The sequence below is a fragment of the Hansschlegelia beijingensis genome, from assembly GCF_045505405.1.
Taxonomy (GTDB): domain Bacteria; phylum Pseudomonadota; class Alphaproteobacteria; order Rhizobiales; family Methylopilaceae; genus Methylopila; species Methylopila beijingensis_A.
Genome location: NZ_JBJKEX010000004.1, coordinates 13,819 through 28,028, shown reverse-complemented (window position 1 = coordinate 28,028; position 14,210 = coordinate 13,819). Strand labels below are relative to the sequence as shown.

The window sequence follows — 14,210 nt, the reverse complement described above, 5'->3', positions numbered from 1 at the left end:
GCCGCCATGCCGATGCGGCTGCGGCTCGCCGGCCGCCGCCGCGCGACCGCGCCGTCCCGTCGAGGGGAGGGAGGAAGCTTCGTGCGGCTCAACTCGGACCGTCGCCGGACGCCGGCGTTGGTCGAGCGCATCATGATGTCGAGCAAGGGATGACCGGCGGCTGAAGGGCTTCGATGACTGAATGAAGACCCGTCTCGTTGCAGCCAGATGTGCCGCTGGTTACGCCTGTAATTGCGCCGTCGCCCGAATGCGGCCGTCGGATTCATGCCGATCGCCGCGCAAGCGCCCGTCGCCTCCGGCCCTGCTTCAGTCGGCGAGCGGCCGCCTCGGAGCGCCCAGCAGCGCCGCGCGCACCCGGACGTCGGCGAGGGCCAGCCCGACCCAGATCGCGAGGCCCAGGAAGAGGCTGAGAAGCTGAGGCGGGGAGCCGAACCCCTCGACCCGGAAATGCGCGCAGATCGCTCCCCCGAGAAAACCGGTCGTGAGCACCGCCCCGAGCGGCGCGAGGCGCGGAATCGCAAGCAGCGCCGCGCAGGTCAGGGTGATGACCGCAAGTCGCGGGCCCTCGTCCGGGGCGAAGCCGATATGCGTCAGGGCCTGGACGATCATGTCCGGCGAGAGGAGCTGGAGGATCCCGTCTGCGAGCAGCAGCAGCGAGGCGCCCAACACCACCGCGCGCCCGAGCACCGCGGCGCGGACCGTCCCGATGTTTCGGGATGAGGGAAGTGCTTCGTATGTCATTCCCGGAATTCCTCTTCATGGGTGAAGTCGTCTTGCGGGCCGCGCGAGCAAAGCCGGCGGTCGAGCGCGACAGGTCGCGCGGTTCCGCGGAAACAGGCGCCGCCGCGCGCCTCTGCATGACGCGGGGCCGGCCTTGGCGGCCCGCCGTCGGCGTCGAGCTAGATGGTCAGTTCGCCCGTCCTGGCGGCGCGGTAGCGCTCCTCGATGCGCGACCAGTTCAGCACGTCCCACCACGCCTTGAGGTAGTCGGCGCGGCGGCTCTGGTACTTGAGGTAGTAGGAGTGCTCCCACAGGTCGTTGCCGAACAGGACGCGTTTGCCGTCCATCAGGGGCGTGTCCTGGTTCGGTCGGGTCTCGACCGCGAGCCGGCCCGTCCGGTCGACGGTCACGAAGACCCAGCCCGATCCAAAGACGCCGGCGCCGGCCGCGTTGAACCGGCGCTGCAGTTCTTCAAGCCCGCCGAAGTCGCGCTCGATCGCCTCCATGGCTTCGCCGGTCGGCGCGCCGCCGGCGCCGCCCATGACGAGCCAGTACATCGAGTGGTTCGCGTGTCCGCCGAGATTGTTGCGCACCGTGGCGCGCACGGCGTCCGGCAGGTCGGCGAGACGGGAGAGCACGTGCTCGATGGGGCGCTTCGCGATCTCCGGGGCGACCTTCGCCGCCTGGTTCAGGTTGGCGACGTAAGCCGCATGATGCCGGCCGTGGTGCAGCGCGACGGTCTGGGCGTCGATGCTCGGCTCGAGCGCGCTCGGGGCGTAGGGCAGGGGAGGAAGCTGGAACGGACCGGAGGAGCCGCCCGCGCTGGTGTTGTCGTAGGACTGACTGAAGCCGTCGCGCGAGGTCGCGACGATCGCCGTCGCGCCCGCGGCGACGGTCAGCAGGGTGCGGCGTGTCATGACCACGGTCGATCCTTTCCAGAGATGAGCGGAGGGGGAGGCCGGAGGCGGAGATCGCCTTCGGGCCGAATGCGGAACCAGTCGTTGAGGCCGGCGCGCGGGCGGGGTGGTCGCCCCGCCAGCGGGGCGGCGGCGGTCAGTCGCGGAGGAAGACGTACTCCGCGGCGTAGGGTTGGAGATGAAGGGCGCCGGGCTCGCCGCAGATCCCGCTGAAGACGCCGCCATGGGTCTCCAGCCGCTGGATCGTGGTGGCCTGCGCGAGCAAGCCTGCGCCGCTTCGCCGGACGACGGCGAGCTTGAGCTGGGCGATGTCGGCGGCCGTCGGGCCCGGCGTCTGGGCCTCCACGCGGGCGACCACGACGTCTCCGGCAAGCTCCCAGCTCGGACCTGCGAAGTGGCGGCCGACCGTCTTGCCGTCCTGCAGCAGCGTGGCGAGCGGCTCGCGGAACCTCCACGTCAGGCCGCCCGACCCGGCGACGCATTCGTAGATCTGGACGCCCTCGGCGTGCAGCCGCGTGATCTCGACCTTGCCGGGCGCGGAGATCTGCACGGGAATGTCCGCGGTGGTCGGGGCGGCGCCGCCGAGCAGGGCGCCGACGGCGATCACGCCGAGCCCGCCTGCCGCGAGCCACGTCGCGGGCAGGCGACGCGCACGGGCCGCGCTCGCCGTTGTGGCGTCAGGCTTCATCGCAATACCCCTCCCGAAAACGCCGGGCTCCGCTTCGCTCGGCCCGTGCGCAGCTCCGCCGAAGCACGGGCCCGTCAATGCGTCCGGGCTGGCGGCGGCGTTCCTGGAGGTGAATTGGCAGTATAGATAATGCAGTCGCGTTTCATGGAGGATTTGGACTGCTACAGAAGTAATGACGCGTCGCTGATAAACGAAGCTGCGCCGGCCTCTCCGCGATCCTCGTGTTTCATCGGTAATGGGGCGGGCGATCGCGCCATGGCCGTGTAACCGAGGCCGGCTACCTCGCGGCCCCTCAGGACCGCCCGCGCCATCCCGGCCCGGCGGCCCGCCGGAGAAGCGAGATGGCCATGGATAGACAATCGAGCCTGGGCGCGGCCGCCCGCACGCATGAGCGCTTCGAGGAGCCGGCCGGGGCGGCCCGCATCCTCGCCGAGATCGACGCGCTCGCGCCTTTGATCGTCGCGGAGGCGTCGAAAAGCGAGGCGGAGCGGCGGATATCGCCGGCCATCATGGAGCGGCTCGGCGCGGCCGGCCTCTACCGGGCGACGGCCCCGCGGAGCCATGGCGGGCTGGAGATCGACCTCGCGACCATCGCCACGATCATCCGCCGGCTCGCGCGGCTCGACGCCTCCGTCGGCTGGGTCGCGGGCGTGCGCATGGTGGTGCAGCTCGGCCTGCCTCTGCTGCCTCGGGACCGATACGAGGCCGTGATGGGCGATGGCCCGGACGTCCTGCTCAACGCCAGCAACCAGCCCGGCGGAAAGGCCGAGGTTACGCCGGAGGGACTGCGCGTCGGCGGGCGCTGGCCGTTCGCGAGCGGCTGCGAGGACTCGCACTGGATGGCGCTCGCCTGCGTGCTGACCAAAGACGGCGCGCCGCTTCCGGGACCGATGGAAGGCGTCCCGGCCATGCGGATGATCCTCGTGCCGCGCCGGCACATAAGGATCGAGGACACCTGGCGCGCCCTGGGGCTCGAGGCGACGGCGAGCCACCATGTGGCGGTGGACGGCGCGGTGATCCCGGAAAGCGACGCCATCGACGTCGGGTCGGCGCGGTCCTGCCTGCCCGGGCCGCTCCAGGGCCGGGCGATGCAGATCGCGGCGCTGATGCACTGCCCCCTGGCGCTGGGCGTGGCCGAAGGCGCGCTCGACGACCTCGTCGCCGCGGCGAAAGCCGGCCGCCGCCTGCTCGGCGCCGCGACCGCGTTGAGGGATTCGGAGGTCTTCCAGTTCCAGCTCGGCCAGGCCCAGGCCGAACTGAAGGCCGCCGAGGCGCTCACCGACGCCGAGATCGCGCGGCTCTGGAAGGACGCCGAGGAGGGCCGGCTTCAACCGGGGCTCCCGGACCCGGCGCTCCTTCAGTCGGCGGCCTGGATCACGCAGGCCTGCCTCCGCGTGACCCAGAAATGCTTCGAGCTCTGCGGCGCCTCGGCGGTCTACGAAAGCTCGTCCCTGCAGCGCCGTCTGCGCGACCTGTCGACCGCTGCGCAGCACACGCATGTGCAGGGCCGCAACTACATCCCCGCGAGCCGCCTGCTGCTTCAGTGAAGCTGGCGTGATCGGCCCGTGGAGGTTGAGGGCGGCCTGCGCGAGCAGGACTGTCCTGGCCGACATGAGCATGTTCGGGAGCGCGGATGCGCGCGCTCCCGAACGATGCGGCAGACGCAAGGCTTTCCGCCGGAAGAAGGCGCTGCGCGTTCGGCCCACGGCCTAGCCGGACTCAGGCCGCCTCGAGCACCCTGACATCGAGGGTCCGCCCGAGCGCGTCGAAGGCGGCTTCCAGTTGATCGAGCCGCGAGGCGTGGTCCAGCCGGAAGAGCCGGTCCACCTGCTCACGATGCCAGCCAAGGCGGCGCGCGAGTTCAGCCCGCGACATGCCTTGAGCCTTCAGGGCCATGTAAAGCAGGGTCTTCACGGCGGTCAGCGCCGGAAGCCGCGCCACGCTGTCGCCGGCCTTCAAGGCCGGCGTCGGGATCTCGGCACCTTCGGCGATCCTCGCGGCGACCGCCTCCTCGATAGCGGAGACGGCGTTTGAGAGGACGCTCGGACCATCCTCGCCGTAGGTGGTGACCTCCGGCAGATCGGGACAGGTGACGAGGACAGTGCCATTGTCATCCGGCGCGATTTCGATCTTGTACGCGAGCATCACTTCAGTCCCAGGTCCTTGAGGATCTTGTTCACGAGCCCCGTGCCGAGCTCCTTGCGACCATGCATCGGGAGCTGAGAGGTCCGGCCGTCTCGTTTCACCGTCAGGTGACCGCTGCCGCCCCGATGTGTCTCGAAGGTGCAGCCGCTCTTGGCGAGGAGCTTCTTGAGTTCGTTCGCGTTCATGAAGATAGGGTGTTCCACACTTCTGTTGAAGTCAACAGAAGTGTGGAAATCCATCTCTAGAGCGGTGCGGCAGCGCCCGGCGGGAGCCCGCGGGCCCCGCGATGGATAGGCGGTCACGCTCATGCCTCCGCGAACGGCGGACGAACGCTCGGAGTGAACCGCGCCGCTTTGTCCACGTCCCGTTCTCTGATGTCGGCTTTGTCCGCAGGCCACTTTCCCAAGAAGCTCTCGGGATGTATGGCTGGGGCGGGAGGAACCCCACCTGCATACAAGCTCTCTCTGCGGCCCTTGAGGCATCAAGGATTTCCGCCGACGCGCGGGTGGACGGTGCGCCACCCCAGCGCGCCAGGTCAAGGCCCGGGCGCGAGACGTGTCAGCCGCACGACCGAGGGACGACAGACGGGCTGAGGCCATGGGCCTCGAGGATGGCGAGCGCATCCGCCAGAGCGGCTTCAGCATTGTCGCCGCGCGACCGCTGCGCTGCGAGCTCCGCGTCCATGGAGGCGCGGTAACGCCTGGCCCTGTGGAACTCCTCGGCCGCTTCAGCCTCGCGCGCCGCCAGACGTGCTTCGTCCTCGTTCCTCAGCTCGATAAGGCGGTTCTGAAGCCGGCGCTTCGCATCCATGATCGCCTTGTCCCGTTCGCGCTCGAGGCGCCGCGTCGTCAGATGGACTTCGCGCGTCCGCCGGCGGCGACGAGGACCATAGCGCTCATGGCCGAACCGGGAGCCGACAGCGTCGTGATAATCGTCCAGCAGGCCGCTCATCGCCGTGCAGTAAGCGAGCCGCTCGGCCCGCTTACTTTCCCTGTCGGAGCCGGGCGCGGGCGCGCCTGCGACGACGCTCTTTTCCCTGGCGGCGACGATCGCGGCGCGACCGCAGTGGATCAGATCGTGCCGCAGCCGGCCCTCCAGGAGTGGCGGCACGATGAAAAAGTGGATGTGAGGATATTCCTCGTCGAGGTGCAGGACCGCGGACTTAAGCGCGGAGCCAAACTGCTTCTGCGCCCATTTCAGCGCCGCTTCCTTCCAGGCGAGGAAGGCGGGATCGACGATCCTGCGGCGGCCGCCGTGATCACGGCTCACGACGCTGCTCGTCTGCTTCGGGTAGCTCGCGACTGCGGCGAACATGACGATGGCGTCGATCCGGACTTTTCTTCCGATGGCGTCTCTGGCGTGATCAGCCTGCGCGATCGCCTCGGCGGCCGCCTCGCTGGGCGAGCCGCCGAAGAGGCGGATCGGCTTCATCGGCGACGGAACGTGGCGGCAGGCATGCCGCTGGCGTTCAGCCTCGGCGATGATCCCGGCGACATGCGCCTTCGGATCGCCGGTTTTGCGGGCGGCTCGCGGGTACCCGATGATGTGGAAAAAGTCGAACTTTGGCATCGCTGTCTCCTTCGAGACGTTGATGCCCGAGAGTCTGGAAAGAGACACGCGATCATCGAACGTGCCATCGGGCGCGATCGATATCCTATGACCGACTAGGCTATGTTTTTTTCCGGGGGCGCGAAGGACGATAGAGGGTCGACACCTCTGCGAGATCGGGGCGCGGCGGCGGCATGCGGATCCCCGGCGGCGCCGGGCGAGATTTGCGGGTCCGGCTAAGGTAGCGGGCTATCGCCGGAGCCCTGTCGCGGATCGTCGGACGGCCGATGGCTTCGAGTCCCACATCGAGCAGATGATGGACGAAAGCGTTGACGGACAAGCGGTGCGTCCGAGCGAGATCGTGCAGATCGTCGATCACCGCGCGAGGCGTACGCACGACTAGCTGGTCCACAGCTCCAATTGCGGCCGTCAGATCCGGATCACGCTCGGCCACGTCGCGGATCTCGTCGAGGAGGGTTCTGTGTGCGGAGCTCACGTCACGCTCCTGCGGTCTGAGCAAGCCGGCGGCGGATCGCTCGCCAGGCGACCTTCGGCTCGTCCGCGAGCTCAGGGTCTCCGGACATCTCGGAGACCGAGAGACCGCTCGCGATCGCCGATTGATACCGGACCCGGTCCGAAAGCTGCGCATCAAGCACGCAGCCGCCAGACCGGCGATGGTAATCTCGGATCTGCTGCACTCGGGCTTCCGTGTTCGCCTTCACGCATGTCAGCAAGACACCGAACGCGACGCCCGCCCTCCGGCAGGACCAGACGTTGGGCGCGATCGCGTCTCGATCCAGCACCGTCGGACGACACGGCACAGCGACGAAGTCGGAGCACGCGATCAAGCCGGTCAAGGCCGGGTCGTCACGACCGGCGGTGTCGACGAAAACGAGATCGAAGCCCTCATCTCGGGCCCGGCGCAGCCTGCGATCAACGTCAGCCAGGCGACACGCTTCCACCACAGGCCAGGGAGCGTTCCGGCGGCCGCGCCAGGCCAGCGCACTGCCCTGCGCTATGTCGGTGTCCAGGATCAAGACGCCGGCCCTTTCCATCCGCGCAGCGGCCACGGAGACTGAAATAAGGCTCGTGGTCTTTGCTGAGCCGCCCTTCTGCGAAATGAACGCGACGCATTCCATCTCCGACCTCATCGCTGATCACTGGAGCCGGCTATTGGGCTCTATGCAAAAAAGCGTAAGAGGAGATCGCCTCGCGGAAAAAGGAATTCTTGTCGAGTAAATCGCGGCGGCTCGCAGCAGGCGAGTTTCGTCGATCTCAAGACATCAAGACCACAAGACCTCAGCGTCTCTGCCGCCGGGCTTCAAAGGCCGCGTGGGCAGCTCGGGCGTAGAACATCAGCGAGGGGGGGTAGCCCGGGCGCCGTCCACCAGGTAACGCGTCACTCGGCAGTCGGAAGGCCAGTGGCGTAGCGCATGTGCGTCACGGCTGACCGCGAGTTCAGACCCTAAAGCGTCACGCCGTCCTGCTTTTCACCACGCGCGACAACCATCAGCGCGTCGTCCGGCAACGGCCGCTGCAGCGCCTTCGCCTCATCCCAGGACGCCCGCATCCAGACGTCGATCTCCTCCGCCGTCGTGAGGATCACCGGCATCGCCTTCGGGTGGATCCGCGCGACGACGGCGTTCGGCTCCGTCGTCAGGAACCCGTAGACGTCGCAGCTCACCTCGCCCTCGGACTTCTTCCGCACGCAGGTCCAGTTCGTCCAGAGCCCGGCGAATACGCAGAGCGGCCGGCTCTCGTCGAGCGCGAACCACACGGGGACTTTCTTGCCCTCAGGGGTCGTCTCGTACTCCGAGAACGAGGTCATGGGGACGGCGCAGCGATGCTCGGGCCCGAGCCAGCGCTTCCAGTGTTGAGAGGCGACATTGCGGATATTGGTCGTGCCGATGTCCGGCTCTGCCCTCAGAAGCGCCTGGAAGTCGACGGGCTGCCCCTTCTTCTCCAGCGCGGCCGCTCGCTTCTTCGTCGCCTCGAATATGGCGCGGCTGGAGGACGGCATCCCCCAGCGGGCCAGCACAAGCTCGCGACCCTCATCGGAGTTCCGGACGATCGGCGCGGGATAGTCCGGGAAGATCCCGGGCATTGGCGGCAGGTTGCCCGTGTGGTCGACGAGCGCCTTGGTCAGCTCGCGGATCGCCGCCTGGCCCTTGGTGACGCTGTAGAGATTGCACATCGGCGCAGTCTGCCGCGCTCCACGAGATGGGGCTAGCGGCAGACTGGCCTCCGCGCGGCGTATGACGTCAGGTTGCGGGCTTATCCTCGTGGATCGCGGCGGCCTTGGGGGCAGCACGCCTGGCGGGCGCCTTCCTCGCAGCAGGCTCTCGAGCGATCGGCTCCAGGGTGAGCGCCACAGGGTTCGGATAGTGGTCGAGCGCCGCGCCGGTCGCCGCGTCGACCCCCATGCCGATCACGCCACCGACCAGAACGTTGCCGGCGAACCCCGCCGCGCCATTCCCAGCCACCTTGGTCTTCACCGGCATGCTGGCGTCGCGATAGCCCGGCTTCGACGCGGTGACGATGAACTCGTCCTTGCGACCGACCTGGAACGTGCATGGGCTTGCGGGGCACGCATGCGCCATGGACGTGCGGACGGCGGCGCCGGAAGGCTCTGTGGTGACAGTGATCTGTTCCGTGGTGCCGCGCGTAACTGAGGCGCAGCCGGCCAACGCCGCGCACGCCGCCGCGGCGAGAAGAATTTTCATGATGACGTTTCCCCCGAAGCCGCCCGGATGAACGGCGCGCGAACCTAGGGGGAGCCACAACCTCGCCACAATCGGGGGAATTACGTAGTGATCGGACGGCCACATAGCCGGCTATTTCCAGCGCCGCTCTCGCCCCTTCGGCAGATGAGCGCGGACCCGTTCGATCTCCGCGTTGACCACGGCGGGCGCCTCGGTCGAGGGCTCTGGCTCCGGATGCTGCGCAACCAGCTGTCCAAAGCGCCGCAGCACGAGCTGCTGCCCCACCTCCAGCTTCAGAACCTCGATTGCGGCATGGAACGCGGCGCGCGCGACGTCGCTGTCGGCTGAGGCGGCGACCATGCGGTCCAGGGTCCCGCCGGCGCGGTAGAGCTCGACCCGATGCGGCAGCGCCGCCATGTCCTCGCGTGGCGAGGACGCGCGGCCGCCGCCTTCGTCCCTGATCGGGGGCGGCATGAAGGCGACAGCGACTTTCAGCGACCGGCACGCTGGGCAGCGGAGCCGGCCCGCGAGATCGCCGAGGGGAAGCCCGGCGCCGCGGGTCCAGACGAGCGTCTCCATCTCGAGCTCGTACTCGCGATGACACTCACGGATCGACTTCATCCCATCGCGCTTGCCGTGCGCGCAGCGCGCCTTCACCCGCCAGCCGGCGCGCCAGGCTTCGCCGAGCGTCTCGACAGTCACGGGAGCTGCCGCAGCGGCTGGCGTCCGCGCCGATACCCAAGCGAGATCCGGCTGTGCGCCAGGGCCCTGGCCTCCTCGCGCTCAGCCAGCTGCACAAGCAGCGCCCAGACCGCCGCGCGTGGGTCACCCCCTGCCGCCCGAATCGCGTCGTCGACGGCCGCTTCTCGCGCGCCTAAGCTCTCGTCCTCAAGCCGCTCTGCGGCGTCCGTCACTGGCGCATCTCCATCTTCAGAGAAGATGGATTCCATGAGAACGAAATGAGAACAAGAGCGATGAGGAAGGACGGTCGCCGGCACTGGGATCATGACGAGGATCCGCGGCCGATCCTCTCGACCGTGTTCGCAATCGTCACGCCGCTAGCGCTCACGGCGCTCATCTGGTGGCGCTGGGGATGAGGCGAAAGCCCCCGGACGCCGCCCCATAAAGTTATGGCCTTAGCGCTACCGCGAAAATTCGGCCCGCCTTGGGTAGGTTCATACGACGCGCTTCCTGTGTCCCGCGCTGCTCCGCCGCCGCGGTGCGCCGATCTTTCCGGCTCCACGACAGCTGCAGAGACGTCAGTCCCCAGGCGGCCACTTTCGCCTCAGGCTCACGGCGCTTGCTCCCCCGACAAGCACCCGCTGCTCCAGCAGCAGCTCCGCCAGCGCTCTCACCTCCGCCTCGCGTGCGCTGACGAGCTCCATCGTCTCCCGCATCAGGCGGTCGAGATCGTCGCGCCAGGGTCCAAGCTTCGGAAGCGGCTGAACCTCGCGCTCGTACTCAAACGCCGTCACCCCAGACCGCAGCACCTTCCGCACCGTGTTCCGCGACACGTGCAGCTCGCGCACAATCTCCTTGATCGTCTTGCCGCGCACAAAATGCTCGCGGCGGATCCGCGCGATCGTGTCCACGCACTTCATCCCCCAACCGCCCGTCCTCGACAAAGACAGGCAGCATGCGCAACGCGCGCCTCAGGGGGTCAAAATTGGACGCCGATCCCCCGACCTAAGGGGTCAAAATTCCACGCCGGATCACAGTCGTGTTCGCCACGAGCGGCGCGACCAGCCGCCGCGCCGCGCGTTCTACGGCGACTTCCGGGAGTGAGGCATGGCGAGGCCGGGCCGGATCTCGTGCTGTCCCCCGTCGCGCTTGACATGCGCGACGAAGAGCCGAGTACTGCACCGTACGGTGACGTTTCGCGTCCCGGAGAGATCAGCCCCGCCGTCGCGCGGAGCTTCTTGGTTCCGACGGCCTTAACGCGAGGCTGAGAGGACCAGGCGCTAACCCGGGCGCCCGGTCCCAAGGGTGGACGCTTAGGTAGGCAACATTGGCGTCCGACGCGCGCCGTTCGCGGCGTGCGAGAGCCCCGACGGAAGGCGCATCACGGGGTGAGAGCCCCCGGCCCGGTGGATGCAGTTCGACGCGGCTCAGGGACGGGAATTCTCGTCCGGTGAGCTTGGCTCGGGGATCTGCGATATGCGGCTCGCGCCCGCGTCGGCACACTAGAGTGTGGCTGAGAGGTCGAAAGCGGCTGACGCGTTGATCGCGCCAGCAGTGCCCTTCGGGGCATCGTGGGTTCGAATCCCACCACTCACCAGCGTCGCTCCGATCTCCGGGTCCGAGCGGCGCTTCTCGTTTGCGGAGAAGGGCGATGCAAAATCTAAGGGCCGCCGCCATCGCTTTGGCCCTGATACCTGCGGGCTTCGCGTTCTATGCGGTGAGTGCCGTGATATACGCGGCTCCGCTCTGGTTCGTTCTCTGGCTGTGCGGCTGGGTGTGAAGCTCCTCCGCATCGCCGTCGTTGGAGCGCCGCACCTGCTGGGCACGTAGCACTGCCCCGCCGCACTTGCTCACTTCGATAACGCAACGCCACATGCCCGCTCACTGCGTTATTAGACCCGCGCTCAGGGAGAGCGTCCCCACCTCTTTCACATCCTGAGACAGGGCCCGCCGTCTCCAGCCAGACGGCGGGCTTTCTCGTTCACGCTGCGGTTCGGTCGGCGGAGCAGCTAACGGCGATGCGTGATGACCGCTACAGGGTCAATCGTCGAATGCGCCGAGCCATCGCTGAAAATGTCGCCCGCCATACCCAGGAGGGTTAGTAGCCCCCCGTTGTTGAAAATCGTACCGCATACCATTCCGTGGACGCTGGCTCTTCCACCGGGCTCTATATGGAGATCGCCGGTCAGTTGGCCGTAGAGAACAAAGCTGCCTCCTGATGCGACGTGAGCATCGCCGACGATCTGGCCGGCAAAATGTTGGTGATCGGTGATCACTACCGGACCATTTATTTTGCCGTTTTGCATCGAGCGTTACCTCGCGGGACCGGCGCCTATTCCAGAGATTACAGCTATTCTGCCCGAAGGTGTAGGCGGCGTCGAAAGCCCACGGCCGTAGGGGCCCCCGCCGCACGGGCCAACGCGGGCCGATCAGACCGAGGCGAAGTTCTGACCCTCGACCAAGCGAGGCATCGGTCGGGAGACGCCGAGGGGGATGTCTGAGATTGTGGCCACACCACGGGGGGAGATCGAAGCCGGGAACCGGGTGCACCTCAAAGGGCTGCGCACAGTCCCTCTCTCAGTCGCGCTAGACAGCGTCGCCGATCGGTGTCTCGATCAACCTTCTCCCTCATGGCAGAGGAGGCGGAAGGCGGATGCTCCACGCTGAACTCGTGCTGCGACTGGTGGCCGCCGCAGCGGCAGGAAGCATTGTGGGCTTCGAGCGCGAGCGGTTGATGTGGGCCGCGGGGCTGAGAACCCACATGCTGGTGTGCGTCGGCGCCTGCTTAGCGATGATCGTCTCGGCGCATGGCTTCGGCGATGTGCTCGGGCAAAGCCACGTCGCCTTCGATCCTTCTCGGGTTGCGGCCCAGGTGATCTCCGGCGTGAGCTTCCTCGGCGCAGGCACCATCCTACTGCGCGGCGAGATGGTGCACGGGCTCACCACCGCAGCCAGCATCTGGAGCGTCGCGGCCGTGGGCCTCGCCATCGGCGGCGGGCTCTATATCGAAGGGGCGGCGACCACGGTGATCGTGATCGCGATCCTCGCCGGCGTGAAACCCGTCGAGGAGCGCTACCGCACCCGGATCGGGACGAAGGAGCTGCGCATCATCGCCCCTGCCGGATCGGTGACCATCGACCTGCTGCAGGAGATCGCTGGCGAGCGCGCGGCCCGCATCCGCCAGTTCGTCGCCACTCCCTCCGAACGAATCGGCCATGAGAACGTACGGATCGTTTTCGCGCGGCTGTCGCAGGCGGCCGTCGACGACATAGCGCGCAAGCTCGCGGCGCGTGAGGGCGTTACTCTGACAGATAGCGTTGGCGAAGACGCCTGATGAACGAACGGCCACGACGCATGCGATCACGAGACCGATCCGCGCGCGAGCCGTTTGGATGACCTCCCTCTGTCGAGGTCGAGATAATGCTCAGAACCATCCAGCCCCGGCTGCGCACCATCGACACCCGCACGGTGAAGCCGCCTCCCTAGGTGGCCGACGCCGAGCTTCAGACGCCCGAGCACAAGGCCTGGGCGCTCGAGGTGAAGCGCCGCGCCGGCTGGCGCTGCGAGTGGGTCGAGAACGGAGAGCGCTGCAAGGTCGCCGCTCCGGCTCGCCTCTTCGCGGATCACACCGTCGAGCGCCGAGACGGCGGCGCGCGCCTCGACCCAAAGAACGGCCGCTGCCTCTGCGGCCGGCACCACAGCCTCAAGACCGCGTCCGAGAGGGGCAAGAGGATGGGGCTGTGACCGCCGACGGATCGGCGTCAGGCCGCCTCCGAGAAGGTGCGGATCGTTCTCACGATCTCATCCGGTGAATACGGCTTGCTGAAGAAGCGCCCGCGACAGGGGATCTCAGCCTCGTTCGGCATGGCCTGACCCGAGGTGATGATCAACTCGATCGGGGGCCATCGGTTGCGGATCGCCGCTGCGAGCTTCATCCCGTCCATTGAGCCGGGCATGTCGATGTCGGTGAAGACCACCCTGACGTCGAGACGAACCTCCAGGATGAGCACTGCTTCATCAGCGTTCGATGCGGAGATCGCCTCGAAGCCCGCGTCCTGGACGAAGGAGACCGCGTACATACGAACTATAGCCTCATCCTCGACGATCAGGACGACGGCAGGAAGGGTACGGGACATGGCTGCTGCTCCGACGGCGAGCGGGAGCGCTGAATTCTCGCTCAGTCGCCCATGGCTCCAATCGTGGGAGCAATGAGGGCCAACTCTAGCGGCGGGTGATCGTTCCCTCTCTTAGGCGGTATGAGCCCGACGAGGGTGGGGGGTCAAAAGTCTGGGCCCCCAAGGGCCGGCACCGCACGGGGTCGCATTCGAACAATTTTTTTTGCGGGCGCAGATTCGGCTGAAACAACTTCGCCGCCCGAAATATCCTCGCCGGAAGGCCGGGTGTTCGGCCCTCATGATGGGGAACGGCCGTGATGGGTCATCGCGACAGGCTTGGTGACGCGGACGAGTGGGACGCGTTCCACCGCGGTTCGCGCAGAGTGTTGTGCGTCTTCGATCGAGCCGGCGTGGTCCGGAAGACGAAATCGCGGTTCAACAGGCGCGTTCGGCGGCAGGCGAAGATCTCTGCTCGAGCTGAGGCCGGGTCAAGCTGAACCCCCATCGGGCTTCGCGGTTCACCGGGGCGCCGGAGACCCAGCCTCGATCCGTATTGAGGCAACTTTCGTGGCCTTAGCGCCTGAGAGCCCGCTTTCCGGCCCTAGGCCAATGTCTGCTGATGGCGCCAAGCGGCTGCCGACGACCGGCTGCTGACCCGTTGCGGGCGATGAGTGAGCGTGGAAGCGGAACGGCC

Annotated in this window: 17 protein-coding genes, 1 tRNA gene and 1 pseudogene; 5 read left to right on the top strand and 14 right to left on the bottom strand. The window is 67.6% G+C overall.

Annotation, left to right across the window (positions count from 1 at the left end; genetic code table 11):
- Window positions 1-306: 306 nt before the first annotated feature.
- The 3 genes from ACIKT0_RS00760 to ACIKT0_RS00750 all read right to left on the bottom strand — a co-directional run bounded on the left by ACIKT0_RS00760 (window position 307) and on the right by ACIKT0_RS00750 (window position 2,325).
- Window positions 307-741 (bottom strand): DoxX family protein, encoded by a 435-nt coding sequence (locus ACIKT0_RS00760; RefSeq protein WP_407103517.1) that lies wholly within the window; start codon window positions 739-741, stop codon window positions 307-309.
- A gap of 158 nt (window positions 742-899) precedes the next feature.
- Window positions 900-1,637: a superoxide dismutase gene (locus ACIKT0_RS00755; RefSeq protein WP_407103516.1), complete on the bottom strand. Its 738-nt coding sequence runs from the start codon at window positions 1,635-1,637 to the stop codon at window positions 900-902.
- Window positions 1,638-1,773: 136 nt separating this feature from the next.
- Window positions 1,774-2,325, bottom strand: a complete 552-nt coding sequence (locus tag ACIKT0_RS00750) for a DUF3455 domain-containing protein (protein ID WP_407103515.1) — start codon at window positions 2,323-2,325, stop codon at window positions 1,774-1,776.
- A gap of 341 nt (window positions 2,326-2,666) precedes the next feature.
- On the opposite strand from ACIKT0_RS00750, the gene ACIKT0_RS00745 reads away from it, so the two are divergent.
- The gene (locus ACIKT0_RS00745; protein ID WP_407103514.1) at window positions 2,667-3,872 is read left to right on the top strand and encodes an acyl-CoA dehydrogenase family protein; all 1,206 of its coding nucleotides are present in this window, start codon (window positions 2,667-2,669) and stop codon (window positions 3,870-3,872) included.
- 172 nt (window positions 3,873-4,044) lie between these two features.
- On the opposite strand, the gene ACIKT0_RS00740 is transcribed toward ACIKT0_RS00745, so the two are convergent.
- From ACIKT0_RS00740 to ACIKT0_RS00705, 8 genes are all read right to left on the bottom strand, one after another.
- Window positions 4,045-4,470, bottom strand: coding sequence for a type II toxin-antitoxin system HicB family antitoxin (locus ACIKT0_RS00740; protein WP_407103513.1), 426 nt, complete (start codon window positions 4,468-4,470; stop codon window positions 4,045-4,047).
- Window positions 4,470-4,655: a type II toxin-antitoxin system HicA family toxin gene (locus tag ACIKT0_RS00735; protein WP_407103512.1), complete on the bottom strand. Its 186-nt coding sequence runs from the start codon at window positions 4,653-4,655 to the stop codon at window positions 4,470-4,472. Before ACIKT0_RS00735 ends, ACIKT0_RS00740 begins: the two co-directional genes overlap by 1 nt.
- 373 nt (window positions 4,656-5,028) lie before the next feature.
- On the bottom strand, window positions 5,029-6,039 hold the full coding sequence (locus ACIKT0_RS00730) for a plasmid recombination protein (RefSeq protein ID WP_183393677.1): 1,011 nt from the start codon (window positions 6,037-6,039) through the stop codon (window positions 5,029-5,031).
- A 100-nt stretch (window positions 6,040-6,139) separates the two neighbouring features.
- Window positions 6,140-6,514 carry a hypothetical protein gene (locus ACIKT0_RS00725; protein ID WP_407103511.1) on the bottom strand — a complete coding sequence of 125 codons (375 nt, stop codon included), beginning with the start codon at window positions 6,512-6,514 and terminating at the stop codon, window positions 6,140-6,142.
- A 1-nt stretch (window position 6,515) separates the two neighbouring features.
- Window positions 6,516-7,157 carry a ParA family protein gene (locus ACIKT0_RS00720; RefSeq protein WP_183393679.1) on the bottom strand — a complete coding sequence of 214 codons (642 nt, stop codon included), beginning with the start codon at window positions 7,155-7,157 and terminating at the stop codon, window positions 6,516-6,518.
- 326 nt (window positions 7,158-7,483) lie between these two features.
- Complete coding sequence (locus ACIKT0_RS00715) at window positions 7,484-8,212, bottom strand: SOS response-associated peptidase (RefSeq protein ID WP_407103510.1); 729 nt, start codon at window positions 8,210-8,212, stop codon at window positions 7,484-7,486.
- 67 nt (window positions 8,213-8,279) lie between these two features.
- Window positions 8,280-8,741, bottom strand: coding sequence for a translation initiation factor 2 (locus ACIKT0_RS00710; RefSeq protein WP_407103509.1), 462 nt, complete (start codon window positions 8,739-8,741; stop codon window positions 8,280-8,282).
- 111 nt (window positions 8,742-8,852) lie between these two features.
- Window positions 8,853-9,422, bottom strand: a complete 570-nt coding sequence (locus tag ACIKT0_RS00705) for a hypothetical protein (RefSeq protein ID WP_407103508.1) — start codon at window positions 9,420-9,422, stop codon at window positions 8,853-8,855.
- Window positions 9,423-9,694: 272 nt separating this feature from the next.
- On the opposite strand from ACIKT0_RS00705, the gene ACIKT0_RS00700 reads away from it, so the two are divergent.
- Window positions 9,695-9,817, top strand: a complete 123-nt coding sequence (locus ACIKT0_RS00700) for a hypothetical protein (RefSeq protein ID WP_407103507.1) — start codon at window positions 9,695-9,697, stop codon at window positions 9,815-9,817.
- 261 nt (window positions 9,818-10,078) lie between these two features.
- On the opposite strand, the pseudogene ACIKT0_RS00695 reads toward ACIKT0_RS00700, so the two are convergent.
- A pseudogene (locus ACIKT0_RS00695) lies at window positions 10,079-10,321 on the bottom strand (IS21 family transposase); the annotation flags it as partial.
- 585 nt (window positions 10,322-10,906) lie between these two features.
- On the opposite strand from ACIKT0_RS00695, the gene ACIKT0_RS00690 reads away from it, so the two are divergent.
- A tRNA-Gln gene (locus tag ACIKT0_RS00690) sits at window positions 10,907-10,998 on the top strand.
- Between the two features lie 412 nt (window positions 10,999-11,410).
- Here the strand turns inward: ACIKT0_RS00690 and ACIKT0_RS00685 are convergent.
- Window positions 11,411-11,707: a hypothetical protein gene (locus ACIKT0_RS00685; protein ID WP_407103506.1), complete on the bottom strand. Its 297-nt coding sequence runs from the start codon at window positions 11,705-11,707 to the stop codon at window positions 11,411-11,413.
- A 347-nt stretch (window positions 11,708-12,054) separates the two neighbouring features.
- On the opposite strand from ACIKT0_RS00685, the gene ACIKT0_RS00680 reads away from it, so the two are divergent.
- Together ACIKT0_RS00680 and ACIKT0_RS00675 are read left to right on the top strand one after the other, a co-directional pair.
- The gene (locus tag ACIKT0_RS00680) at window positions 12,055-12,735 is read left to right on the top strand and encodes an MgtC/SapB family protein (protein WP_407103505.1); all 681 of its coding nucleotides are present in this window, start codon (window positions 12,055-12,057) and stop codon (window positions 12,733-12,735) included.
- A 152-nt stretch (window positions 12,736-12,887) separates the two neighbouring features.
- Window positions 12,888-13,145, top strand: a complete 258-nt coding sequence (locus ACIKT0_RS00675) for an HNH endonuclease (protein WP_407103504.1) — start codon at window positions 12,888-12,890, stop codon at window positions 13,143-13,145.
- Window positions 13,146-13,162: 17 nt separating this feature from the next.
- Here ACIKT0_RS00675 and ACIKT0_RS00670 read toward each other — a convergent pair whose 3' ends face one another.
- Complete coding sequence (locus ACIKT0_RS00670; protein WP_407103503.1) at window positions 13,163-13,537, bottom strand: response regulator; 375 nt, start codon at window positions 13,535-13,537, stop codon at window positions 13,163-13,165.
- Window positions 13,538-14,210: the final 673 nt, after the last annotated feature.

Excerpts from the sequence above, each read along its gene's own strand:
- ACIKT0_RS00670 (WP_407103503.1), bottom strand. The coding sequence starts at position 13,537 with ATGTCCCGTACCCTTCCTGCCGTCGTCCTGATCGTCGAGGATGAGGCT.
- ACIKT0_RS00710 (WP_407103509.1), bottom strand. The coding sequence starts at position 8,741 with ATGAAAATTCTTCTCGCCGCGGCGGCGTGCGCGGCGTTGGCCGGCTGC.
- ACIKT0_RS00755 (WP_407103516.1), bottom strand. The coding sequence starts at position 1,637 with ATGACACGCCGCACCCTGCTGACCGTCGCCGCGGGCGCGACGGCGATC.
- ACIKT0_RS00730 (WP_183393677.1), bottom strand. The coding sequence starts at position 6,039 with ATGCCAAAGTTCGACTTTTTCCACATCATCGGGTACCCGCGAGCCGCC.
- ACIKT0_RS00745 (WP_407103514.1), top strand. The coding sequence starts at position 2,667 with ATGGCCATGGATAGACAATCGAGCCTGGGCGCGGCCGCCCGCACGCAT.
- ACIKT0_RS00720 (WP_183393679.1), bottom strand. The coding sequence starts at position 7,157 with ATGGAATGCGTCGCGTTCATTTCGCAGAAGGGCGGCTCAGCAAAGACC.
- ACIKT0_RS00680 (WP_407103505.1), top strand. The coding sequence starts at position 12,055 with ATGCTCCACGCTGAACTCGTGCTGCGACTGGTGGCCGCCGCAGCGGCA.
- ACIKT0_RS00715 (WP_407103510.1), bottom strand. The coding sequence starts at position 8,212 with ATGTGCAATCTCTACAGCGTCACCAAGGGCCAGGCGGCGATCCGCGAG.
- ACIKT0_RS00700 (WP_407103507.1), top strand. The coding sequence starts at position 9,695 with ATGAGGAAGGACGGTCGCCGGCACTGGGATCATGACGAGGATCCGCGG.
- ACIKT0_RS00750 (WP_407103515.1), bottom strand. The coding sequence starts at position 2,325 with ATGAAGCCTGACGCCACAACGGCGAGCGCGGCCCGTGCGCGTCGCCTG.
- ACIKT0_RS00760 (WP_407103517.1), bottom strand. The coding sequence starts at position 741 with ATGACATACGAAGCACTTCCCTCATCCCGAAACATCGGGACGGTCCGC.
- ACIKT0_RS00740 (WP_407103513.1), bottom strand. The coding sequence starts at position 4,470 with ATGCTCGCGTACAAGATCGAAATCGCGCCGGATGACAATGGCACTGTC.
- ACIKT0_RS00685 (WP_407103506.1), bottom strand. The coding sequence starts at position 11,707 with ATGCAAAACGGCAAAATAAATGGTCCGGTAGTGATCACCGATCACCAA.
- ACIKT0_RS00735 (WP_407103512.1), bottom strand. The coding sequence starts at position 4,655 with ATGAACGCGAACGAACTCAAGAAGCTCCTCGCCAAGAGCGGCTGCACC.